At 71.2% G+C, this 21,972-nt stretch carries 18 protein-coding genes; 8 read left to right on the top strand and 10 right to left on the bottom strand.

Translation table 11 applies throughout. The features are described from left to right. Nucleotides 1-84 precede the first annotated feature (84 nt). Nucleotides 85-3,471 (bottom strand): bifunctional proline dehydrogenase/L-glutamate gamma-semialdehyde dehydrogenase, encoded by a 3,387-nt coding sequence (locus C8E87_RS38625; protein ID WP_133878305.1) that lies wholly within the window; start codon nt 3,469-3,471, stop codon nt 85-87. Between the two features lie 92 nt (nt 3,472-3,563). On the opposite strand from C8E87_RS38625, the gene C8E87_RS38620 reads away from it, so the two are divergent. From C8E87_RS38620 to C8E87_RS38610, 3 genes are all read left to right on the top strand, one after another. After that, on the top strand, nt 3,564-4,472 hold the full coding sequence (locus C8E87_RS38620) for a LysR family transcriptional regulator (RefSeq protein ID WP_133878304.1): 909 nt from the start codon (nt 3,564-3,566) through the stop codon (nt 4,470-4,472). 59 nt (nt 4,473-4,531) lie between these two features. Next, nucleotides 4,532-6,151: a methyl-accepting chemotaxis protein gene (locus C8E87_RS38615; protein ID WP_133878303.1), complete on the top strand. Its 1,620-nt coding sequence runs from the start codon at nt 4,532-4,534 to the stop codon at nt 6,149-6,151. A 69-nt stretch (nt 6,152-6,220) separates the two neighbouring features. After that, the gene (locus tag C8E87_RS38610) at nt 6,221-6,949 is read left to right on the top strand and encodes a TetR/AcrR family transcriptional regulator (RefSeq protein ID WP_133878302.1); all 729 of its coding nucleotides are present in this window, start codon (nt 6,221-6,223) and stop codon (nt 6,947-6,949) included. A gap of 32 nt (nt 6,950-6,981) precedes the next feature. Here C8E87_RS38610 and C8E87_RS38605 read toward each other — a convergent pair whose 3' ends face one another. The 3 genes from C8E87_RS38605 to C8E87_RS38595 all read right to left on the bottom strand — a co-directional run bounded on the left by C8E87_RS38605 (nt 6,982) and on the right by C8E87_RS38595 (nt 10,248). Then, the gene (locus C8E87_RS38605) at nt 6,982-8,205 is read right to left on the bottom strand and encodes a hypothetical protein (protein ID WP_133878301.1); all 1,224 of its coding nucleotides are present in this window, start codon (nt 8,203-8,205) and stop codon (nt 6,982-6,984) included. 90 nt (nt 8,206-8,295) lie between these two features. After that, a complete protein-coding gene (locus tag C8E87_RS38600) occupies nt 8,296-8,613 on the bottom strand; it encodes a hypothetical protein (RefSeq protein ID WP_133878300.1) in 318 nt (105 codons plus the stop codon). Between the two features lie 261 nt (nt 8,614-8,874). Beyond that, nucleotides 8,875-10,248: an FAD-binding oxidoreductase gene (locus C8E87_RS38595; protein WP_203720556.1), complete on the bottom strand. Its 1,374-nt coding sequence runs from the start codon at nt 10,246-10,248 to the stop codon at nt 8,875-8,877. Nucleotides 10,249-10,397: 149 nt separating this feature from the next. On the opposite strand from C8E87_RS38595, the gene C8E87_RS38590 reads away from it, so the two are divergent. The 3 genes from C8E87_RS38590 (at nt 10,398) to C8E87_RS38580 (ending at nt 13,963) form a co-directional block, all read left to right on the top strand. Continuing rightward, on the top strand, nt 10,398-10,751 hold the full coding sequence (locus C8E87_RS38590; RefSeq protein WP_133878298.1) for a YciI family protein: 354 nt from the start codon (nt 10,398-10,400) through the stop codon (nt 10,749-10,751). Then, complete coding sequence (locus C8E87_RS38585; protein ID WP_133878297.1) at nt 10,748-11,917, top strand: RNA polymerase sigma factor; 1,170 nt, start codon at nt 10,748-10,750, stop codon at nt 11,915-11,917. Before C8E87_RS38590 ends, C8E87_RS38585 begins: the two co-directional genes overlap by 4 nt. 174 nt (nt 11,918-12,091) lie before the next feature. Next, nucleotides 12,092-13,963 carry a pectate lyase-like domain-containing protein gene (locus C8E87_RS38580; RefSeq protein ID WP_133878296.1) on the top strand — a complete coding sequence of 624 codons (1,872 nt, stop codon included), beginning with the start codon at nt 12,092-12,094 and terminating at the stop codon, nt 13,961-13,963. A gap of 162 nt (nt 13,964-14,125) precedes the next feature. Here the strand turns inward: C8E87_RS38580 and C8E87_RS38575 are convergent, their stop codons facing one another. The 4 genes from C8E87_RS38575 to rho all read right to left on the bottom strand — a co-directional run bounded on the left by C8E87_RS38575 (nt 14,126) and on the right by rho (nt 16,772). Further along, entirely contained in the window at nt 14,126-14,881 is a 756-nt protein-coding gene (locus tag C8E87_RS38575) for a serine hydrolase (protein WP_133878295.1), read from the bottom strand. Beyond that, nucleotides 14,878-15,225: a hypothetical protein gene (locus C8E87_RS38570; protein ID WP_133878294.1), complete on the bottom strand. Its 348-nt coding sequence runs from the start codon at nt 15,223-15,225 to the stop codon at nt 14,878-14,880. The genes C8E87_RS38575 and C8E87_RS38570 overlap by 4 nt, the downstream gene beginning before the upstream one ends. 9 nt (nt 15,226-15,234) lie before the next feature. Then, the gene (locus tag C8E87_RS38565) at nt 15,235-15,603 is read right to left on the bottom strand and encodes a TetR/AcrR family transcriptional regulator (protein ID WP_133878293.1); all 369 of its coding nucleotides are present in this window, start codon (nt 15,601-15,603) and stop codon (nt 15,235-15,237) included. Nucleotides 15,604-15,686: 83 nt separating this feature from the next. Beyond that, the gene (rho, locus tag C8E87_RS38560; RefSeq protein ID WP_133878292.1) at nt 15,687-16,772 is read right to left on the bottom strand and encodes a transcription termination factor Rho; all 1,086 of its coding nucleotides are present in this window, start codon (nt 16,770-16,772) and stop codon (nt 15,687-15,689) included. Between the two features lie 315 nt (nt 16,773-17,087). Here rho and C8E87_RS38555 point away from each other — a divergent pair, with 315 nt between their 5' ends. Beyond that, nucleotides 17,088-17,945, top strand: coding sequence for a hypothetical protein (locus C8E87_RS38555; protein ID WP_133878291.1), 858 nt, complete (start codon nt 17,088-17,090; stop codon nt 17,943-17,945). Between the two features lie 200 nt (nt 17,946-18,145). Then, nucleotides 18,146-19,732 (top strand): class I SAM-dependent methyltransferase, encoded by a 1,587-nt coding sequence (locus C8E87_RS38550; RefSeq protein ID WP_133878290.1) that lies wholly within the window; start codon nt 18,146-18,148, stop codon nt 19,730-19,732. A 104-nt stretch (nt 19,733-19,836) separates the two neighbouring features. Here C8E87_RS38550 and C8E87_RS38545 read toward each other — a convergent pair whose 3' ends face one another. Both C8E87_RS38545 and C8E87_RS38540 read right to left on the bottom strand, forming a co-directional pair. Next, nucleotides 19,837-20,931, bottom strand: a complete 1,095-nt coding sequence (locus C8E87_RS38545; protein WP_133878289.1) for a glycosyltransferase — start codon at nt 20,929-20,931, stop codon at nt 19,837-19,839. After that, a complete protein-coding gene (locus C8E87_RS38540; RefSeq protein WP_133878288.1) occupies nt 20,924-21,850 on the bottom strand; it encodes a glycosyltransferase family 2 protein in 927 nt (308 codons plus the stop codon). The genes C8E87_RS38545 and C8E87_RS38540 overlap by 8 nt, the downstream gene beginning before the upstream one ends. Nucleotides 21,851-21,972: the final 122 nt, after the last annotated feature.

Here is a 21,972-nt window from a genome sequence, read left to right as displayed (position 1 = left end):
CCGTGATTTGCCGGACAGTGAATCGTGAACAGCGAACGGCCGCGCGGTCGAGAACCACGCGGCCGTTCAGGAAGGAAGCGGAACCTACAGGGCTGACTCGGCCAGCTTGTCCGGGTTGCCGAAGCGGTGGGCGGTGATGCTGACGGCCTGTTCGTGCAGGAACGGCAGCAGCTCGATCCGCCCCGCCTCGGTTACCGGGCCGGACCACACGGCCAGGTCCGGGCGGCCCTCGGTGGCGCGCGCCAGGGCCTCGAACGAGCCGCCGATCAGCCGTACGCGGTTGACCGAGCGCAGCCCGGCCGCGAACGTGTCGTCGTCCTCCACCCGCACGTCGTACGGGATGGCCGCGGTCACCGATGACGGCAGGGGATCGGCCACCGAGACGGAAACCGGTGCGCCGGCCCGCACCCCGGCGGCCACGACGCGCAGCAGCTCGTCAACGGAGGCACCCGCAGACAGGCGGACGGTGACGGGAACGGGCAGGTAGCGCAGCACGTTGCGCTCGACCCCCAGCCCCGAGACGTCAGCCTGCCGGAAATGTCCAGACCATGCCCGGGCGTCGCTGGCGACGGCGCGAGCGACCATGTCGGATGACGCCAGAACGCGTACGTCGCCGGGCACGTCGCCCGTGGCGGCGGGGGCGGAACGCCACCCCGTCAACCCGGCCAGGTAGTTGGGACCGCCGGCCTTGGTGCCTGGTCCGACGGCCGAGCGCTTCCAGCCGCCGAACGGCTGCCGCCGCACGATCGCGCCGGTGATGCCCCGGTTGACGTACAGGTTGCCGGCCTGCACCCTGTCCAGCCACGTGCTCAGCTCGGCCGGGTCGAGCGAGTGCAGGCCCGAGGTCAGCCCGAAGTCGACGTCGTTGACCAGGTCGATCGCCTCGTCGAGGGTTTCCGCGGTCATGATGCCGAGCACCGGTCCGAAGTACTCGGTGCGGTGGAACGCGGACCCGCGGGCCACGCCGTCACGGATGCCGGGGCTCCACAGACGGTTGCTCTCGTCCAACGACGCTGGCTTGAGCAGCCACTGCTGGCCCGGTTCGAGCTTGGTCAGGCCGTCCAGCAACTTCCCGGCGGCGGGTTCGATCACCGGGCCGACCTGGCTGCGCGCGTCTGCCGGCCAGCCGACGGTGAGCGAGGCCGCCGCGTCCAGCAGCTGGTGGCGGAAGCGCTCGGAGCGGGCGACCGACCCGACCAGGATCACCAGCGAGGCGGCCGAGCACTTCTGGCCGGCGTGCCCGAACGCGGAGTGCACCACGTCCTTGACGGCCAGGTCCAGGTCGGCGCTGGGGGTCACGATGATCGCGTTCTTGCCGCTGGTCTCGGCCAGCAGCGGCAGGTCGGCGCGGAACGACCGGAACAACTGCGCGGTCTCGTACGCCCCGGTCAGGATCACCCGGTCGACCAGCGCGTGGGCGATCAGCTTGCGGCCCAGCGTGTTTTCTTCCACCTGTACGAGGGTGAGCAGGTCGGCGTCCGGCAGAACGGGCTTGATGATCTCAGCCAGCAAAGCGCCGCACCGTTCGGCCGGTCCGGCCGGCTTGAGGGCGACGGCCGAACCGGCGGCCAGGGCGGACAGCACCGAGCCGGCCGGAATGGCGACGGGGAAGTTCCACGGCGGCGTGACCAGGGTCAGCTTCTCGGGTACGGCCACCGCGCCGTCGACGTCGTCCAGTTGCGCGGCCAGTTCCGCGTAGTAGTGCGCGAAGTCGATCGCCTCGCTCACCTCGGGGTCTGCCTGGTCGGCGGTCTTGCCCGTCTCGGCCGCCATGACCTCGATCAGGTCGGTGCGCCGGGCCTCCAGGGCCTCGCCGACCCGGTGCAGCACCTCACCGCGCTGAGCGCCGGTCATCGCGCCCCACGCGGCGGCGGCCGCGACCGCCGAGCCCAGCCGGTCGTCGAGGCGCCGCTCGTCCGCCACCCGCGCGGCCTCGATGGTGGCCACGCCGAGCTGAGACGACGGCACCCGGGCGAGCACTTCGCGCATCATCGAACGGTTCGACGCGACGGACGGGTCGGTGTCCGGCACGTTCTCGAAGTGCCCGGCCCGTGACGGGGCAACGGCGGCGTGGCGGTCGGCGACCCGATGAGGCGGCGGGACGGAGGAATCCAGTGCGGCCAGCGACGCCAGGAACCGGTCACGCTCACGCGCGAACAAGGCGCTGTTGCTGTCCAGCTCGAACACCGCGGACATGAAGTTGTCGCTCGACGCGCCCTCTTCGAGCCGGCGGATCAGGTACGCGATGGCCACGTCGAACTGCTCCGGGCGTACGACGGGGGTGTAGAGCAACAACCCGCCCACCTCGCGCCGGACCACCTCGGCCTGGCCCTCGGCCATGCCGAGCAGCATCTCGAACTCGACGCCCTCGCGCACCCCGCGACGACCGGCCAGCAGCCACGCGTACGCGACGTCGAACAGGTTGTGCCCGGCCACGCCGAGGCGCACGTTGCCGATTCGCTCCGGGTCGAGCGCGTAGTCGAGGACCCGCTTGTAGTTGGTGTCCGTCTCCTGTTTCGAGCCCCACGTCGCCAGGGGCCAGCCGTGCACAGCCGCCTCGACCTGCTCCATCGGCAGGTTCGCGCCCTTGACGAGGCGCACCTTGATGCCCGCGCCCCCTGTCCGGCGGCGCACCGTGGCCCACTCCTGCAGGCGGATCATCGCGGCGAGCGCGTCCGGCAGGTACGCCTGCAGCACGATGCCGGCTTCGAGGTCGTGCAGCTCGGGCTTGTCGAGCAGGCGGGTGAAGACCGCGATAGTGAGGTCGAGGTCCTTGTACTCCTCCATGTCGAGGTTCACGAACTTGCGGGTACGGGCGGTCGCGGCCAGCGTGAACAGCGGGGTCAGCTGCTCCACGATCTCGGTCACGGCCTCGTCGAAGGCCCACGGGTTGTGCGGCGCGACGGTCGAGGACACCTTGATCGACACGTAGTCGACGTCTCCGCGGGCGAGCAGGCGCTCGGTCTCGCGCAGCCGGCGGGTCGCCTCGCCCCGGCCCAGCACGGCCTCGCCGAGCAGGTTCACGTTCAGGCGTACGTCCCGGCGTTTGATCTTCGCGATGGCGCGGCCCAGCTTGGCGTCGGTGGCGTCGACGATCAGGTGGCCGACCATGCGGCGCAGGACCCGGCGGGCGATCGGCACGACCACCCCCGGCATGATCGGCGCGAGCACACCACCGGCGCGGACGGCTGCCCGCAGGGGAGCGGGCAGGAACCGCGGCACGTCCGGCGCGAGGGCGGCGAGGGCGCGGGCGCTGACCCGTACGTCTTCGGGCCGCACCACGCCGTCGACGAAGCCGACCGCGAAGGCCAGCCCCTTCGGATCGCGCAGCACGCCGGCCAGTTGCGCGGCCGAACCGGTGGTCTTGATCGCCGAGGCCTCGTGGAGCCAGCGGCGCACCAGGGAGATCGCCTCGTGAGCGAGCTCGTCCCGCTCTGCCTCTGCGGGCCGGGACTGGACGACGTCAGACATGCCGAAAGTGTCCTTCCGCTGTCCGTTCAGGAAAAGCGACGGTTTCCGACGAGTACTCTTCAGTTCTTCTTAACGTTCGGGAGGTCCCCGCCATGCTGGAGATCAGGCGTCTTGTGCTGCTGCGCGAGCTGGCCATCCGGGGCACCATCGCGGCCGTGGCCGACGCGCTCAACTTCTCCCCGTCGGCGGTGTCGCAGCAGCTCAGCCTGCTCGAAAAGGAGGCCGGCCGCCCGCTGCTGCGCAAGTCGGGCCGCGGCGTGCAGCTCACCCCCGAGGCCGAGGTGCTGGTCGAGTCGGTCGGCGAGATCCTCGACAGCCTCGAACGGGCCGAGGCCGGGCTGCGGGCGGCAGGCACCCGGGTCGGCGGCCGCGTCCGGGTGGCTGTCTTCCAGTCGGCCGCGCTGGCCCTGATGCCGGCGACTCTGCTGGCCATGGCGTCCCGCTTTCCCGACGTACGGGTCGAAATGGTGCAGCGCGAGCCCGAGGAGGCGCTGCGTGAAACCTGGGCCCGCGACTTCGACATGGTGATCGCTGAGCAGTACCCGGCTCACGCCGCCCCACACCACCCCGGCCTCGACCGGCACCCGCTCACCACCGACGCCATCCGCCTGGCCCTGCCCTCAGCCGACGCCGCCCTGCATCCGGTGGCCTCCCTCGACGAGGCCCGCCACATGCCGTGGGTGATGGAGCCGCGGGGGACGGCGTCGCGCCATTTCGCCGAACAGCTCTGCCGTTCCACCGGTTTCGAGCCCGACGTACGGTATGAGACCGCCGACCTGCAGGCCCACATCCGCCTCGTCGAGTCGGGCAACGCGGTCGCCCTGATCCCCGATCTGCTCTGGCTGGGCCGCTCCACCTCATGCCGCCTGCTCGACCTGCCGAACCGCCCCCGCCGCACCATCTTCACGGCTCAGCGAGTGGCCGGCGCCGCCTCCCCGGCATCCCAGGCCCTGCGCAGGACCCTCGAGCAGGTTGCCGGCGGTCTCACGGCCGGCGGCTAAACAAGACTGAGCAGCTGCCGATGGAGCGTCTGCCCGGTAGAAACCACGAGGGGACGGCAATGCTGACGGCGCTGCGCAGGATCAAGATCGGTGTACGGCTGGTGCTCAGCATGTCGTTGCTGCTCACGCTGATCGTCAGCATGATCGCCGTTGGATTGTCGGCGATGGCGGGTCAGCGGCGGGCCACGGCGGCGGTGCAGGAGTATCGCGAGGCCACGCGCCTCGCGATGCAGGTCAAGTTCCGCTCGGCAGACTTCAACGGCTGGCAGACCGCGTACGCCTTCGACGTCGCTCGCGGTGTGCCCGGCGCGACGGCCGACACCGCCGGAAGCCGGGCCGCGTTCCTGGCCTCGGCCGACGCGTTCCGCCGCGAGCTGGCCGCCCTGCGCGGGGCCCGGCTGACCGACGCCGAACGCACCGCCGCCGGCCGGGCCGCGGAGTTGTTCGAGGAGTTCATGAGCCTCGACAAGACGATCATCGCTGACTACCGCAACGGCCGTCCGGCCGCGCTGGCCCGCGGTCACGAGCTGGTTGCCGTCGACGAGATCAAGCTCTTCAACGAGGCCGCGGCCGCTGTCGACCAGCTCGTGGACTCCGTCGACCGCAACTCGCTGCTCGCCGTGAAGGCTGCCGAGGAGGCGTCCCGGCGTTCGTCCGCGGTGATGATCGCCGCCGGCATCGTGGTCGTCCTGCTCGGCGCGATCCTCGCCGCCCTCCTGGTCAGCTCGATCACCCGGCCGCTGCGCGACCTCAACCTTCGGCTCGCCGAGATCGCCGACGGGGACGGCGACCTGACCCAGCGCGTGCACGACGACGGCCGCGACGAGGTCGGCCGGGCGGCCCGCAGCTTCAACCGCTTCGCCGAGCGCATGCAGCGGCCTGTGGCCAAGGTCGCCGACGAGGCGGGCCGGGTCGCTCGCGCCGCCGACGAACTCGGCACGGTCAGTGCCCAACTGGCGGGCGGCGCGGCGCAGACCAGCAGTCAGGCCGGCGTGGTCAGCACGGGCGCGGAGGAGGTTTCGGCGATCGTGTCCACGATGGCGGCGTCGGCCGAGGAGATGACAGCGTCGATTGCCGAGATCTCCCGAAGTGCGGCCCTGGCCACCGAGATTGCCGAGGGCGGCGTGCGTGCCGCTGCCGAGGCCAACGAGACGATCATCCGGCTCGGCGAGTCGTCCGCTGAGATCCACGAGGTGGTCAACCTGATCACGTCAATCGCGCAGCAGACCAACCTGCTCGCGCTCAACGCGACCATCGAGGCCGCTCGGGCGGGCGAGAGCGGCAAGGGCTTCGCCGTCGTCGCGGGTGAGGTGAAGGCACTCGCCGAGCAGACAGCGACCGCCACCGAGCGGATCGCCCAGCGGGTCACCGCGATTCAGCAGGGCAGCGCGGCCGCGACGCAGGCGATCGGCCAGATCGGGACGGTGGTGGCGGACATCAACGCCACCCAGCTGACGATCGCCTCGGCGATCGAGGAGCAGTCGGCCACCACGGCCGAAATGAGCCGCAACGTGGGCGAGACCGCCACCGGCGCCGGTGACATCGCCGCCAGCATCCAGGGTGTCGCGCAGAACGCTCAGGGGACCACCGAGAACGCGGGCCGCACGAGGCGGACCGCTGAGGATCTGGGCCGCGCCTCGGACGACCTCCAGGCCTTGGTCGCGTCGTTCCGGTACTGAACGCGATTCTCCATATCACCGATGTGACGGGCTGTAGCGCTGATAGGTCGTTGGCGTACCATTGATTACATGACGACCCTCACGCCCGACGTGCGAGCCGCGATGATTGCCGCCGCCGAGCAGCAACTGGTGGCCTCGCCGGACGGCGACATCGCCACCCGGGCCGTCTGCGAGGCGGTCGGCGTGACCCAGCCGGTGCTCTATCGGCTCTTCGGCGACAAGAACGGGCTGCTCGACGCGCTGGCCGACGACGGACTGCGGCGCTACGCCGAACACAAGGCGGCACAGCCCACCACCGACGACCCGGTGGCCGACCTGGTCGCCGGCTGGGACGACCACATCGACTTCGGCCGTCGCAACCCGGCGCTCTACCAGCTGATGTTCGCCCCGCGGCCCCGCTCGCACGCCCAGGCCCGCCGCAAGATCATGGACCTGCTGGAAGCGGCCCTCCTGCGTTGCGCCGCCGTCGGAGCGCTGCGCGTCACCCCCAACGCGGCCGCCCAGCTGATCCTGCCGGCCAACGTCGGGCTGGTGCTGAGCTGTATCGCCCAGCCGGAGCTTTTCGACGACCCCAACCTTTCCTCCCGTACGCGGGACGCCATCTTCGCCGCCGTGCTGACCTCGCCCGCCGAGCTCGCCGCCGAAGATCCCGTGGCCGCGGCCGCGCTTCGGCTCCGCTCCCAGCTGGCCGTCACCGGCGCCGACGCCCTCGAGCCGGCCGAGCTCGCCCTGCTCGACCGCTGGTTGGAACGCCTCTCCTGGCCGGGCAGCCCGGCAACGCCCGGAAGCGTCGCCTGACCGGGTGGCGCCACAACGGCACAACCCGCCTGCTAGCCGGGCGGCGCGACCTCGGGCAGCGACCACTGCCTGCGGAACGAGTTGACTGTCAGCCAGGCCAGCCGCGCGTTGACGGCGAACAATTGCCGCGCCGAGGCCAGCGTGTCGAAAGACCCGCGACGGTCGGTGTAGTCGTTCTTCCGTACGCCGGTGAACGCCTCCAGCACCGTGGCGCAGAAGTACAGGTAGCCCAGCGTCTCCATCTGCAGGTGCAGCGCGTCGGCCAGGTCGTCCGCCTGCTCGGCGGGCAGGGGCGGGGCCGCCACCGCCTTCAGCAGCACGACCGGGTCCGGTTCGGTGTTGTCGTTGACGAACTTCATCAGGTCGCTCGCGTACGGCTCGGCCAGCCCGCGCCGGGCGATGACGGCCCCCAGCCCGCGTGCCTTCATGCGCAGGTCCTCGCCCACGAGCGACCGGGCGATGGCCCCGAGGTGCTTCTCGTCGCGGTGCCGCACGAGCGAACGGGTGTACCGCAGCAACTCCCGGGGCAGCCCGCCGCCGAGCGAGTGCAGCAGGGCGATGAACGGGTCGGGCAGCCCGGCAACCCGGTCCGATATGAGCGCGGTCGCGTCGTCGAGGTTGAGGTATTCGACCGGCACGACCGCGTCGAACGTGCTGTCCATGGCGTCCCGGATGGGCAGGCCCCGGCGCTCGAACCGGGCGAGCGCGTCCTCGGACACCGACACCAGGAACAGGCAGCCCGCGATCTCCAGGCTGAACAGCGACTTCACCGTGTTGAGGAAGTCCTGCACCCGCTCCGGGTCGCTCATCTTGTCCAGTTCGTCGAACACGATCACCACGGGGATGCGGCTGATCGAGCCGGGCAGCTTGGCGGCGCCGAGCAGCACCACGGCCAGCCACGCGGCCCCGGCCGTGATCGCCACGGTGGCGCTGACGCCGAACCGGGTCCGGTGACTGCGGCCGCGTGACAGCGACGGAGGCGGGATGAACGCGACGACCTCCTGGCACAGGCGGCCGTAGAGGTAGAGCACGTATTCGCGCGGCTCGTACCTCACCGGCACGCTCTCGGTGACGACGAGCTGCCGCCCGGCGGTGCCGGCTTCCGCGATGCGGCCCGCCCGGTACTGGTCAAGCAACGAGGACTTCCCCGCGCCGCGTGGGCCCGCCAGTCCTACGGCGCCACCACTGAGCCTGGCGATCTCGGCGCTGAGCCGGCCGAAGGAGCGGGTCCGCACGATGTAGTCGGCGCCGCGCATCTGCTGCAGGCCGTGCGGACTGATCTGGCCCAGGGTCGTGGCGAAACCGGGGGTTGACCCGGTTGGCGACCTCGGCCTGCAAACGCTGGATCAGCAGCGCCGTCGCCGCCTCCTGCCGGCCTGGCCGGCGATCGAGGGCGGCGGATCGGTGGTGTGGGCGTCGAGTGCTCGCCGTTTCGCGACGACGTCGTCGATCTCGCGGTTCGTGCGGGCCAGGAGCGTGTCGGCCTGCTCGGCGATCGAGTCGAGCAGGGCCGATTGCAGCAGCTCGTCCTTCCACCGCGACAGCGCGGACTGCAGGCCGGGATCATCGCGCAGCGCGCGCCCGGCGAGATCGATCAGCCGTCCGCGGAACTCGTCGGGCGCTGTCCACAATGAGCCGCCGAGGGCCGGCCCAGGGTCGGTCATGCGCGCCCACCGTGAGTCACAGCCCGATCACCAGATCGCATGACGCCGATGGTAGGGACAGTTGATCGCGGAAGGTGAGGACGCAAGGTCCGGTCCGGACGGTCCGAACGGGGGAGTCCGGCCGGCTGCCCCCTCGCTGCCGGCCGGACCCTGCGCCGGGCGTGGCTCCCTCGCCCGGCGCCCCGATCAGCGCCGCGGCTCCACCAAGCCGTCGGCGCGCTGGGGATGGGCCGCGATCCCGCCAGATCGCGGCCCACCACCTCAGGACTGGCGGACAGGCACCTGTCCCACCCGCAGGACGTTCGCCGGGTCGTACCGCTCGGCCAGAGCCATCAGCCGCTCCAGCGTGGCCGGGTCGTACGAGCGGGCGATCCGGTCCGCCCCCGTCCCGGCGGCCATGTTGGGCAGCGCCCCGCCGGTCGACCACGGCGACAGCGCCGCACGGATCGCCGCCGCGTGCGGTGTGATCAGGGCGGCCACCGGCGGCACGGGCACGCCGATGATGTTCAGGCTGAACGCGGCGTCGCGGTGGCACAGGGCGCTCGGGTGTTCCGGCGGCGCGGCCAGGGCGCCGCCCAGCTGGCGCAGCTCGACGATCACCTGAGGCGAACGGGCAGCCGGCCCCGCGACCGCCAGCAGCGCGTCCGCGGCCGGAGCCGGGAACGAGGTGAGCAGGTCCGTCTCCTCGATCACCGGCATCGGGTCGGTGGGATCGGCGTGGATCATGCCGATGGCCGCGTACGGAATGGTCTGCACCGCGTCGATGATCGGGTCGGCCGCCGCCCGGATGGGGGCCAGCACCGACGAACCCGCCTCCGGGGACTCGGTCCAGGCGAACCGCACGGCCACCGTGAACCGGCCCGCGAGCGGTTCGGGCACACCCGGCATCGGGGGCAGCTGCAGGAAGGCCAGCGACGTGGTGGCGGCCGGCGGCAGCGTGGACGACCATTCCCGCCAGCGGTGCAGCACCGTCGCGCTGTCGGCGCCGGCGAAGTACAGGGCGCCGGCGTACAGGGAAGGCTGTTGGATCAGGTCGAACTCGAGGGCCGTGACGATGCCGAGCGCGCCCTTGCCGCCGCGGACACCCCAGAACAGGTCGGGCTCGTCGGTCGCGGTGACCCGGCGCGGCACGCCGTCGCCGGTGACGATCTCGACGGCCCGTACGCGGTCCGACGCCCACCCGAACGTGCGCGCGACCGGGCCGAGCCCTCCGCCGGTGGTGTAGCCGACGACACCCACGCCCGGCGCCGCCCCGCACAGCGGGGCGAGCCCGTGCTCCGCCGCCGCGTCGATCACCTGCTGCCAGCGCACCCCGGCGCCGACCCGGGCCCAGCCGTCCGGGTGCACAACACACTCGTCCAGCTTGCCGGTGTGCACGAGGATCGCCTCGTCGAACGTGCCGGCCAGGCCGTGACCGGTCGCCTGCACGCCGGCCGCGCGTCCGGTGGCGGCGGCGAACCGTACGGCCTCGGCCACGTCCTGCGCGTCGCGTGCCTCGACAACGGCGGCCGGCTTGGCCGTGATCGCGACGTTGAACCCGGCCGTCAGCTCGGTGTACCGCGGATCGCCGGGCAGCGCCAGGGCGCCGGTGAGCCTGCGACGCAGGGTGTCGAAGGACTCGACAGCGGTGGTCATGGTGTTCCCTTCGGTCATCCGTTTCTCAACACCGACGACTCTGCCGCACCCCACTTGTGATCGGCTTAAGAACGACTGCGCGGTGGTGTCGATTTCGCCGGACGGCGCGCGACGACCCGGCGACAGTCGTCCACGAGAGGATGAGAGCCATGAAGTACGCACTGCTCATGTACAGCGTCGAGAAGAGCTGGGCCGAGGCCGACGAGGCCACCCGGGAGAAGGTGTACGCGGCGCACGGGCGCTTCTCGGAGCTGCTGCGCGAGCGCGACGCCGAGCGTGGCGGAGAGGAACTGGCCCTGTCGAACACCGCCACGACCGTACGGGTCCGCGACGGCGAGGCGTTGCTGACCGACGGCCCGTACGCCGAGACCGCCGAGCAACTGGGCGGCTTCTACCTGGTCGAGGCCCGCGACCTGGACGAGGCGCTCGAGTTCGCCCGGCAGCTGGCCACCGTGGAGGACATCATCGAGGTCCGCCCGGTCGTGGAGCACCCGGCCGGATGACCGTCGTCGAGGCCGCCTTCCGGGAGCACCGCGGGCCGCTGCTCGCCACGCTCGTCGCGGAGTTGCGCAGCTTCGACCTGGCCGAGGAGGCGCTGCAGGACGCCTTCGCCGCCGCCACCGCCCAGTGGCCCGGCGAGGGCGTCCCGCGGCGCCCGGCCGCCTGGCTGCTCGCGGTGGCCCGTCGCCGGGCGGTCGACCGGCGTCGCCGTGAGGAAACCCTGACCCGCTACCTGCCCCTGCTGATCACCGAGGAGCCGCGCACCCCGAGCGCGGCGGACGACTCGCTGGGCCTGCTGTTCGCCTGCTGTCACCCCGCGCTGGGCCGGGAATCACGGGTCGCGCTCACTCTGCGGTTCGTCGCCGGCCTGACCGTGCCCGAGATCGCCCGGTTGTTCCTGGTGTCCGAGAGCACCATGGCCGCCCGGATCACGCGGGCCAAGCAGAAGATCCGGACGGCCGGGATCCCGCTGCGGCTGCCCACCCCGGCCGACCTGCCCGAACGGGTACCCGGCGTGCACGCCGTGCTCTATCTGCTGTTCACCGAGGGCTACCGGTCCTACCGTGACGAGGTCGCCGCGGAGGCGGTCCGGCTGACCCGGCTGCTGCACGATCTGCTCCCGTCCGACGCCGAGACGGCCGCACTGCTCGCGCTCATGCTGTTGCAGCACTCCCGGCGGCGCGCGCGACGACGGGACGGTCGTCTTGTGCTGCTGGCCGACCAGGACCGTACGCGGTGGAACGCCTCGGAGATCGCCGAAGCGCTCACGCTGCTCGCGGCGGACGCCCCGGACAGCCCGTACGGGCTCCAAGCGCTGATCGCCGCCCGGCATGCCACCGCCGAACGGGCCGAGGACACCGACTGGCCCGCCATCGCTTTGCTCTACGCGCGTCTCGAGGCGGTGACCGGCTCGCCCGTCGTCCGGCTCAACCGCGCGGTCGCCGTGCTCGAGTCGGAGGGGCCGGCCGCCGCTCTGAGGTTGCTCGACGGGCTGGAGGAGCAACTCCCGCGAAACCACCACGTTCCGGCCGCCCGCGCCGAGTGCCTTCTGCGCCTCGGTGACCGGGCAGCCGCCGCGGAGCACTTCGAGCGCGCCGCCGTCCTGGCGCCGACCGCTACCGAACGTGACTTCCTGCGAGGGCGGGCCGGTACCGGTTCCGGGGGCTGAAGAACCCCTCGGACAGTCTGTTCGGGCAAGGTCGGTTCCGGAACCGCGGCGCTATGTCCGAAGCCTGTGCGAATGCCGCACCGGGCCGGCGAACGGACCCTTGACATGCCGAACGGTCTATTGCTTCCTGTGATCCAGTTTGTTGCACCCCCATTACGGAAAGGACCTTTCCGCATGACGAAAACTGCCGGTCGCCGGCACCTGCGACGGATTCTCGCCGTCGGGCTCACCGCGGTCACCGTCGGTGCGCTCACCGGCGCGCCCGCCGCCGCAGCCCCCGCCGCGGCCGCCGCAGCCGCACCGAATTTCGGCACCAACGTCACCATCTTCGACCCGAGCATGCCCGTCGCCGAGATTCAGGCGAAGCTCGACGCGGCGCACGCGCAGCAGGTCAACGCGGAGATGGGCACCAACCGCTACGCCTTCTTGTTCAAGCCGGGCACCTATGGCACCGACGCCCAGCCGCTGCAGATCAAGGTGGGCTACTACACCGAGGTCTCCGGCCTCGGCGCGTCACCGAACGACGTCGTGATCAACGGCAAGGTGGAGGTCTACAACCGCTGCCTCACCGAGAACGGCACGGCGAACTGCCTCGCGCTGGTCAACTTCTGGCGCACGCTGTCGAACCTGTCCATCAAGGTCAACGGAGCGGGTCAGGACGGGTGCCGCGCCGGCGCCAACTTCTGGGCCGTCTCGCAGGCCGTGTCGCTGCGCCGGCTCAACGTCGACGGCAACTTCACGCTGATGGACTACTGCACCGCCGGCCCGCAGTACGCCAGCGGTGGCTTCATCGCCGACTCGCAGTTCGGCAACGTCACCAACGGTTCGCAGCAGCAGTGGCTGACCCGCAACAGCAAGGTCGGCGCCTGGTCGAACGCGGTGTGGAACCAGGTCTTCGCCGGTGTCGAGGGCGCGCCGGACGACTCGGCGTTCCCGAACCCGCCGTACACGACCCTGGCCACGACCCCGCTCAGCCGGGAGAAGCCGTTCCTGTTCGTCGACGCCAAGGGCAAGTACGCCGTACGGGTTCCCAGCGCGCACCGCGACACCAGCGGCGTGAGCTGGGACGAGGACCTGACCAAGGGCCGGACGATCCCGCTGAGCGACTTCTTCGTCGCGAAGCCGTCCGACCCGGAGTGGCTGATCAACGCGCAGCTGCTGCTCGGCAAGAACCTGCTGTTCACGCCGGGTGTCTACAACGTCGACCAGACGATCCACGTGCTGCGCCCCAACCAGGTCGTGCTCGGCATCGGCCACGCCACGCTGACCGCGGTCAACGGGGTCACGCCGATCAAGGTCGCCGACGTCCCCGGTGTGATCATCGCGGGTGTCACGATCGACGCCGGCGCCAAGGAGTCGAAGAACCTGCTGCAGGTCGGGAACAAGAACGGGCTGAAGATCAGCTCGCCGTCGAACCCGACCACGCTGTCGGACGTCTACTTCCGGGTGGGCGGCCCGCACATCGGCAAGGTCGACACCGCTCTGGAGATCAACAGCGACAACGTGCTGATCGACCACACCTGGGTGTGGCGCGGTGACCACGGTGTCGAGGGCTTCACCGAGGGCGTGAACGGTGACACCCAGCGGTGGCGCACCAACACCGGTCGCTACGGCGCCGTGATCAACGGCGACAACGTGACCGCGACGGGCCTGTTCGTCGAGCACTTCCAGAAGTACAACACCGTCTGGAACGGCGAGAAGGGCACGACGGTGCTCTACCAGAACGAACTGCCGTACGACCCGCCGACCCAGGCGGACTGGATGAACGGCAAGACCAAGGGTTACGCGGGTTACAAGGTCGGAGACAAGGTCAAGAACCATTCCCTGTACGGGGCGGGTGTCTACGTCTTCAACCAGAACAACCCGTCGATCGTGACCGAGAACGGTTTCGAGGTGCCTCAGCGCCCCGGCGTGAAACTGCACCACATCATGACCGTCAACCTCAGCGCCGGCGTGATCAACCACGTCGTCAACGGGGTGGGTGAGGCCGCCGACATGACGAAGGTGGGGGCCCCGGTCTTCATCACCGACTACCCCGCGTCCTAGGGCCGGTCGGAGCAACGGGCCGGGGTCGCGACGACCCCGGCCCGTTCGCTTGTTGCCTAGGGGAAGGATGCCTCCTGGCGGGGATAGGCACCCGTCCCGTCCGCCATTCTGCTCCTTCGCAGGCCACGCGCCATTGTCCGAACAGCCACCGCTCGGACAGCTTTACGACAGGGCAGCGACCGCTTCGCCGATCCGGCGCATCCCGGCCATGACCAGCGCGCTCTGCTCCTCGGGGAACTCCGCGAGCACCGCGTACGGCTGGTGTCCGATATAGCCCACGTCGGCGCGGATGCCGTCGTCGGTGCCGGTCTTGTTGCGCACCGACCGGGTGTGCGTGAGCGGGTCGGCGCCGAACGCGGACGCCACCATCGACAGGTCGGCGCTGGTCGCCATCCACGCGTCCATCCGGGCCGAGACGGCGGGCGACACCAGTTCCCCCCGCGCGATCGTCCGCATCATGCCGGCCAGCTCTCCCGCCGACCCGGTCGAGAGCGTCGGCGGATCATGAGGACCCCGATCCCGTCGTACGCGGTCAAGCAGTCTTGTCTCGTGCAAGCCGAGCTTGCCGGTCAGCGCGGCCACCGCCGCCAACCCGACGCGCCCGAGCAGCACATTGGTGGCGTAGTTGTCGCTCACCGCCGCGATCAGCAGCGCGACATCGGCAACCGGCAGCGCGTCCACGCTCAGGTGCTGCCACAACCCCGAGTCGGCGACCGCCACCGCCGGGTCCTTGACCAGCATCTCGCCGGCGTCGAGCGTGCCGTCCTCGAGGCGCCGCGCGGTCTCGATCAGCAGGAGCAGCTTGCCGACGCTGGCCGTCCGGAGCCTTCGCCCGGGCTCGTGCTCGCCGAGACCCGGCACCGCGATCGACCACCGGACGTCCGGGGTGGCGGCCACGACCTCGTCGATGACGGTCACAGGGACTTCTCGATCAGGCCGATCGTGGCGCGTGGGTCGTCGACCTCGACGATCAGGCGCGCGTAGTGCTCGTCGCGCAACTCGATCACGATCGCCTTCATCGGGTCGCGGACGTCCCAGAAGACGCGCTCGCCGTCGACCCGGAACGAACCCGCCGTGATCACGCCTGGCCAGTGGGTGCCGGCCGTCCGGATGCCCTTGCTCTCGCGGGTGATGCCGGGGTCGAGGGTGGCGCCGCGGACGTTGGCCAGCGGGATGGTCAAGCTGCTCTTGAGCGCCCAGAGCTTGTCGAACCCGTTCATCTCGACAACCAGGTCGGCGCCGGAAATGCGTACGTCTGCCATGAGAACTCCTCAGGATGCGGCGCGGGCCCGCAGGCGGTCGCCGAGCAGGGTGGCGGTGGCCCCGGCGCTGCCGAGGGCCTGGTCGAGGTCGTGCAGGACGGCCTGGACGAGCGCGGCGACCTCGGCGTCGACCGGCGCGCGTTCGGCCATGGCGAGCAGCAGCAGATCGAGGCCGGGCCCCTCGCCGGCCAGCCCGTGCCGCAGGGCGGCCAGATAGAGCCCGCGCTTGCTGCCGAACACCTTGTAGAGGCTGTTGCGGTGCACCCCCAGGTGGTTGACGAGGTCGTCGACCGACACGCTGTCGTACGCCCGTCCGGCGAACAGCGCCGCCGCGTCTCGCACAACCTCGTCCTCGTCAAAAGCCCTCGGCCGTCCCATGGCGATCACGGTAGCCAATAAAGGAACGATCAGTCAAGAACGAGTGTTCCTGAACTCGTCCGCTTGTCGATCCGGGCACCGGGCTAGGCGGCGAGGGAGTGGGCCACGCGGCGCAGGAACTCGCGGTTGGAGGAGGTGCCGCGGAGCTGGTCGAGCAGCTGGCGCATCGCGTCGGGGGTGCCCAGCACGCGCCGCACCTGGGTGACTATCGCCAGTTCGGCGGGGGAGAGCAGGGTCTCGTCGTGGCGGGTGCCGGTGGACGACAGGTCGATGGCCGGGAAGATGCGGGCCTCGGCGAGCCCGCGGTCCAGCTTGAGCTCGGCGTTGCCGGTGCTCTTGAACTCCTCGAAGATCAAGTTGTCCATGGCGGAGCCGTTCTCGACGAGCGCGGTGGCGATGATGGTGAGCGAGCCGCCGCCGTCGATGTTGCGGGCCGCCCCCAGGAAACGCTTCGGCGGGTGCAGCGCCGTCGCGTCGAGGCCGCCCGAGAGCGTACGGCCGCGGCCCGGCGCCATCAGGTTGTAGGCGCGCCCGAGACGGGTGATGGAGTCGAGCAGCACGACCACGTCCCGTCCCTGCTCGACCAGGCGTTTGGCCCGCTCGATGGCCAGCTCGGCCAGGGCGGCGTGCTCGTGCGGCGGGCGGTCGAACGTGGCCGCGACGACCTCGCCGTTGACCGTACGGGTGAAGTCGGTGACCTCCTCGGGCCGCTCGTCGACGAGCAGGACCATGAGGTGCGCCTCGGGGTTGTTGGTGGCGACGGCGTTGGCGATCTGCTTGAGGATCGTGGTCTTGCCGGCCTTCGGCGGGGCCACGATCAGCGCCCGCTGTCCCTTGCCGATCGGCATGGCCAGGTCGATGACGCGGGTGGTGAGCAGCCGCGGTTCGGTCTCGAGGCGCAGGCGCTCCTGGGGGTGGAGGGCGGTGAGATCGTAGAAGGCCGGGCGGCGGGCGATCGGCTGGTCGAGCCGGAGGGTGGCCGGCTTGCGGCCGTTGACCTCGGCCAGGCCGGTGACCCGGTCGCCGCGGCGCAGGCCCAGCCGGCGGACCTCGTGCATGTTGACGGGGATGTCCTTGGGGCCGGGCAGGTAGCCGTCGAGGCGCAGCCAGGCGCGGTCATCGACGATGTCCAGCAGGGCATCGACTGAGATTTCCGAAACTTCGGTCATTGTGGTTCTCCAGTGGGAGTGAAACGCCACGGTGGGTTGTGGCAGGACGGCGCCGCACGAGGGCGTGGCGCCGGGTGAGCTGCGAGACTCCGCGCGGTGAGCGGGCCGCCGGATCAGCCGGGCGGCGGAATGTCGCGGTGGTGGAGGTCGGAAGGATTCACGACCTGGATCAGCGTTCCGGGGCCGAGCCGTCCGGAAAGCGCTGCGGTCAAGGTAGCACTCCCCGGGCGAAGATCACAGCACGGCACGCCGACATGACACCTGCCGGTCACCGTGGGTTGGCCGTACGGACGTCTGCCCGGGGTGGAATGCGGCGTGCACCACGCCAACCACTACTACGGCCATTCCCACGTCCTGGCGCGTTACTGCGGCCTCGACGACGCCGACCCGCCGCGCATCCACGGCTACCTGCAGCACGGCTGGAACATCGGCGACGGCATGGCCCCCGACCACGAGTACGTCCCGGGTGTCGCGAAGTTCGTCTGGTCGGAGCGGGTGCGCCGCCGGGCCTGGTCGCTGGGCCGGCGCGAGGTCTACGTGACCGGGGCCCCGTGGGCGTACCTGCTGGCGATGGAACCGCCGGCCGGCGAGCCGCGCGAGGGCACGATCTGGTACCCGTTCCACGGCTGGGAGGGCCAGCACATCGTGGGCGACCACGACGGCCTGATCGGCGAGATCCGCGACACCGAGACGGGCCCGGTCACGGTCTGTTTGTACTGGCAGGAGTTCCGCGACAAGCGGGTGCGGGCACTTTACGAACGGGCCGGCTTCCGGGTGATCTGTCACGGCTACCGGGGTGGCTGGTGGAAGGACCTGGACCCCGGTTTCCTCCTCCGTCAACTGACTGAGCAGCGCAGACATTCCCGGGTGGCATCGAACCGGCTGTGCAGCGCTGTCCTGTACGGCACACTCGCCGGCTGCGAGCCGGCCGTCTACGGCGACCCGATGCGGCTGGAGGGCGAGCAGTCCGCGTTCGGCGGCCAGGCCCGGATCGCCCGCGAGTGGGGCCGGATGCACGGCCCTTCGATCGACGCGGCGTACGCGCGCGAGCTGGCCGTCGCCGAGCTGGGCGCCGACCGCCTGCTGCCCCCACCCGAGCTGCGCCGCCTGTTCCGGTGGCCGTCCCCACAGCAAGATCCCGCACTCGAAGCGACCGGAGCGTCCCCCCGATGACAGGCCCCCGACCGATCCCGGCAACAAACCCCACACCGGCTCCTGCGGCGAGCCCTGCGGCGTCTCCCGGCGCGGGCCCGGCCACGACTTCCGCGGCGGGTTCGGCCACGACCCCCGCGGCGGGTTCGGCCACGACCCCCGCGGCGGATCCGGCTTCGACCCCTACGGCGAGCTCGACGACGACCCTGATCGGCGGTGAGATGCTTGCCTGGTCCGATCTCGACGGCAGCCACGGCCCTGCCCCCGCCGACGGTGACGCTCTGCGGCTGCTCCTCTCCACCGCTTTCGGCCGTACGCTCGTAGCCGGCCCCCACGCCCCGCAGCTGCTCGCCGCGCTGTCGACCCCCGACGTGACGGTCCTGGTCCGCGGCGACGCCGACGCGACCGCCTACCCCGGCGTGAAAGTGCTGTGCGGAAGCCTCGAGAAACTGGCAACCCCTTCCCGGTACGACACCGTGATCGCCCTCGACGGTCCGACCCGTTTGCATTCCGCCGAGTCACCCCCGTTCACCTGGGCCGAAACACTGGCGCAGCTCCTGGCCCTCCTGAAACCCGACGGCCGCCTGCTGTTGGTCCACGAGAACCTGCTCGGCGTGCACCGCCTGACCGCCCTGCCGCCCACTCCCACCGACGCCGACTGGGTCGTGCCGGACGACCACGACCCCGCCCGGCCCGCCGGCCACGCGCAGTTGCTGTCCCACCTCACCGCGGCCGGTCTGCGGATCACCCGCGACTACTCGGTGTTCCCGCGCCCGTCCTCACCGTCGGTCCTGCTGAGCGGGGAGGTGCTGGCTGTGCCCGAGGTGGCCGGCGCTCTCGAAGCCGCCGTGACAACGGCATTCCGAACCACCGCTCGCGCCGATTCGGCCCCGTCCGCGCCCGGCGTGCTCGCCGATCCGGCCCCGTCTGTCCCTGACATGGTCGGCGATTCGGCCCTTTCCGCGCGCGACATGCTTGGCGATTCGGCCCCGTCCGCGCCCGACATGCTTGGCGGTTCGGTCCCGTCCGCGCGTGATGTGCTTGCCGATCCGGCCCGGCTGGCCGCTGCGGCCCTCCGGCACGGCCTCGGCACCGCGTTGGCGCCGGCGTGGATCGTCGTCGCCGACCGAGGCGCCCCGCCGCAGACATCCGCCCCGGGGGCCGTGATCAATGCGACTCCGCTGGACGTGACCGCGTTGCCACCCGGCCGCACGCTCGCCGGCCACCTGCTGGCCGCAGCCCAGCGCCGCGACCTGCCCACCATGCGCGAACTGCTGACGGTCTGGCAGTCGGACCTGTGCGCAGGGGTCCCCGCCGACCAAGTCATCGTCGGCCCTCGCACCGTGCCCGCCGCCGGAACGCCGGCCGGCATCTCGGTTTCTCTCACCGCGCCGGCGCCTGCGGGGGAGCCGCTGGAAGCGTTGCGGGCCTTCGCCGCCGAGGTCATCGCCGGTGGTTACGCCCATCTGTGGCCGGGCCCTGCCGACGAGGCGGAGCTGACCGCTGTCCTCGCCGGCATGACCGGCCGTGACCTGGACCCGGCCGACGTTCCACCCATCCCGGCTGCCACGACCCACGTGGTGGGCGACCTGCTGGCCGGGCGGGAACGCCTGACCCGCGAGCTGGCCGAGGCCCGGGCCAAGCACGACTGGTACGAGAAGATGCTGCTGCACCGCGAGGCCGAGCTGAAACGCGTACGCCGGATGAACGCGCTCCTGTCGGCCACGGCCCCCGGCAAGGCCGCCGCTGGTCTGGTCGGGCGCCTGCGAGCCGGCAAGCGAGCCGTGCGCAGATTCCGGAACAGGTGACGCGCCTCCGTCAGCCGCGGATCGAGCCCGGCACCTCGGCGTCGAGCTGGTACGCGAAGCGGACCACGCCGTGGCCGCTCGTGCTGGTGACGTCGGAAGCCGGTCTATTCGCGTTGCCCCGTTACCTCGTCGTACACGTCCTCGAGCCGGCGGCTCTGCGCCACGACGTCGAACTCGGCTCCGGCTCGCGCTCGTCCCGCCGTACCGAAGGAGGTTCGGAGGTCGGGGTCGTCGAGCAGTTTGCGCAGGTTGGCGGCGAGCGCTTCCCGGTCGCGCTCGTCGCTCAGCAGGCCCGTCCGTCCGTCGGCCACCGCTTCGGGGATGCCGCTGTGGCGGGTCGCGACCACGGGCAGGCCCAGCGCCATCGCCTCGACGACGGTGGTCGGCAGGCCTTCGCTGTCACCGTCGGCCGCCGTACGTGAGGGGGCCGCCAGCAGGCGCGACGACGCGAGCACCCGATACACCTCGTCGGCGGGCCGGGCGCCCAGGAATGTGGCGTCGACGCGCAACTCGCGGGCGACGTCGCGCATCTCCGCCAGCAGCGGGCCGTCGCCGACGAACACGGCCTTGGCGTCGAGGGTCGCGAGCGCGGCCAGCAGGTCGTCGGCGCCCTTCTTCTCGACGAAACGGCCGACGAACGCCACGTCCCAGCGTTTCGGCCCGTCAGGAATCCCGGCCGGGATCGGGACGCCGGTGTGGTGCACGCGAACCTTGGCCGGATCGGCGCCCCACCCGATCGCCCGCTGCCTGATCACTTCGGACACAGCGACGAGGATCGAGGCGCGCCCGAACACCGTACGGAGGTTGTGGCGGTGACGGATCCCCTTGGCGCCGGGGCTCGCCGGCTGGCGGGTGACGTCGTGGCCGTGCAACGTGACGACCAGCGGAATCCCCGTGCGGGCGCTCTCGCCGCTGATCAGCCAGCCGTCGCCGCCGAAGTGCGCGTGCACCAGATCGGGTTGCTGAGCGGCCAGTGCGCGGCGCAGCGCGGGGGAGCTGCCGAACAGGCGCAGGCGCAGGAAGTCCGGGTCGCGTTGCGAGCGGAACAGCGTGATGTCGGTGTCGCGGGCCAGAGTGGAGCGCGTCTTGGTGGCGCCCAGGTAAACCGGCGTCCAGCGGCTCAGCGCGTCGGCCTGGTTGCGGATGAACGTCTCCGAAGCCGGGATCATCGCGCTCCGCCAGACGACGACCTTACGCATTCGCCTTCCTCAGCACCAGATCCCGTACGCGGTGACGAAGGCTCGGCGGCAGGGCCCAGATCTGCAGGAACGTGACGTAGTCAAGGACCCCCGGCCGTCCGTGGGCGCGTGCCTCGCTCAGCAGCTCACGAAAGACCTTCGGGCTGCGCGTCGGGGCGGCCATCGAGCTGATCACGCTCATGGTGACGGCGGCGTAGGCGCGCGGCGTGAACAGGTGCCGGCTCTCGCGCACCCAGGCCAGCTGCTCCTGCCACGGGTTGTGCAGGCTGATCCGGTCACGGTTCTCGTCCTGGTGCCAGAGCACGAGCGGCTCCGCGGCGTACAGCAATTCGACGTCGTCGTGCTGCAACGCGCGCAGCGTCCAGTCGAGTTCCTGCTGGCGGCGCAGTCCCACGGTGAACGGCACCCGCCGCAGCAACTCGGCCGGCGCCATGATCGTCGAGGTCTGGATGAACCCGTCGCCGTAGAACAGGCCGCGGCGTACGGTCAGGTATTCGCTCAACGGCTCACCGGGTTCGGGCAGCCGGCGCGGCATCACGGTGTCGGCCCGCGGGGTACGGCTGATCATGCGGGACGCCACGATCGGCGCGGACCTGGTGGCGGTGGCGGCCAGCGCGAGCTGTGCTTCGATCTTGCCGGGCAGCCACTCGTCGTCGTCGTCGAGCAGCGCCACCCACCGGCCCGCGGCGGCGTTGACGCCCTGGTTGCGGGCGTTGGGGGCCTTACCGCGTACGGGCAGAGCAAGTACGCGAAGGCGGGGGTCGCCGATCTGCTCGAGCGCGTGGGCCGTGGCGTCGTCGGGTCCGTCGATCACCACGATGACCTCGAGGTCGCGGTGCGTCTGCCCGAGCGCACTGCGGACCGCGCGGGTGGCCAGCTCGGGGCGGTTGCACGTCGGGATGACGACGCTGACGTCCATTCTTCGCTACCTGCCTGCCGTTCCACCGGCCCGGTCACCGGTGACTGGGCCGGACAGTAGGCAGGCCCGGCGGCGGGACGGTGAATGCCGGACGACGCCGAGGCGAAGCTGGGTTGCCAAGC

It is taken from the genome of Paractinoplanes brasiliensis (genome assembly GCF_004362215.1).
Taxonomy (GTDB): domain Bacteria; phylum Actinomycetota; class Actinomycetes; order Mycobacteriales; family Micromonosporaceae; genus Actinoplanes; species Actinoplanes brasiliensis.
This window is presented reverse-complemented; position numbering and strand designations above follow the sequence as displayed.

What these genes read in the sequence shown, in the direction of transcription:
- C8E87_RS38615 (WP_133878303.1), top strand. Translation starts at nt 4,532, where the DNA reads ATGCTGACGGCGCTGCGCAGGATCAAGATCGGTGTACGGCTGGTGCTC.
- C8E87_RS38610 (WP_133878302.1), top strand. Translation starts at nt 6,221, where the DNA reads ATGACGACCCTCACGCCCGACGTGCGAGCCGCGATGATTGCCGCCGCC.
- C8E87_RS38620 (WP_133878304.1), top strand. Translation starts at nt 3,564, where the DNA reads ATGCTGGAGATCAGGCGTCTTGTGCTGCTGCGCGAGCTGGCCATCCGG.
- C8E87_RS38590 (WP_133878298.1), top strand. Translation starts at nt 10,398, where the DNA reads ATGAAGTACGCACTGCTCATGTACAGCGTCGAGAAGAGCTGGGCCGAG.
- C8E87_RS38625 (WP_133878305.1), bottom strand. Translation starts at nt 3,471, where the DNA reads ATGTCTGACGTCGTCCAGTCCCGGCCCGCAGAGGCAGAGCGGGACGAG.
- rho (WP_133878292.1), bottom strand. Translation starts at nt 16,772, where the DNA reads ATGACCGAAGTTTCGGAAATCTCAGTCGATGCCCTGCTGGACATCGTC.
- C8E87_RS38600 (WP_133878300.1), bottom strand. Translation starts at nt 8,613, where the DNA reads ATGACCGACCCTGGGCCGGCCCTCGGCGGCTCATTGTGGACAGCGCCC.
- C8E87_RS38540 (WP_133878288.1), bottom strand. Translation starts at nt 21,850, where the DNA reads ATGGACGTCAGCGTCGTCATCCCGACGTGCAACCGCCCCGAGCTGGCC.
- C8E87_RS38595 (WP_203720556.1), bottom strand. Translation starts at nt 10,248, where the DNA reads ATGACCACCGCTGTCGAGTCCTTCGACACCCTGCGTCGCAGGCTCACC.
- C8E87_RS38570 (WP_133878294.1), bottom strand. Translation starts at nt 15,225, where the DNA reads ATGGCAGACGTACGCATTTCCGGCGCCGACCTGGTTGTCGAGATGAAC.
- C8E87_RS38580 (WP_133878296.1), top strand. Translation starts at nt 12,092, where the DNA reads ATGACGAAAACTGCCGGTCGCCGGCACCTGCGACGGATTCTCGCCGTC.
- C8E87_RS38545 (WP_133878289.1), bottom strand. Translation starts at nt 20,931, where the DNA reads ATGCGTAAGGTCGTCGTCTGGCGGAGCGCGATGATCCCGGCTTCGGAG.
- C8E87_RS38565 (WP_133878293.1), bottom strand. Translation starts at nt 15,603, where the DNA reads ATGGGACGGCCGAGGGCTTTTGACGAGGACGAGGTTGTGCGAGACGCG.
- C8E87_RS38605 (WP_133878301.1), bottom strand. Translation starts at nt 8,205, where the DNA reads ATGCGCGGCGCCGACTACATCGTGCGGACCCGCTCCTTCGGCCGGCTC.
- C8E87_RS38550 (WP_133878290.1), top strand. Translation starts at nt 18,146, where the DNA reads ATGCTTGCCTGGTCCGATCTCGACGGCAGCCACGGCCCTGCCCCCGCC.
- C8E87_RS38585 (WP_133878297.1), top strand. Translation starts at nt 10,748, where the DNA reads ATGACCGTCGTCGAGGCCGCCTTCCGGGAGCACCGCGGGCCGCTGCTC.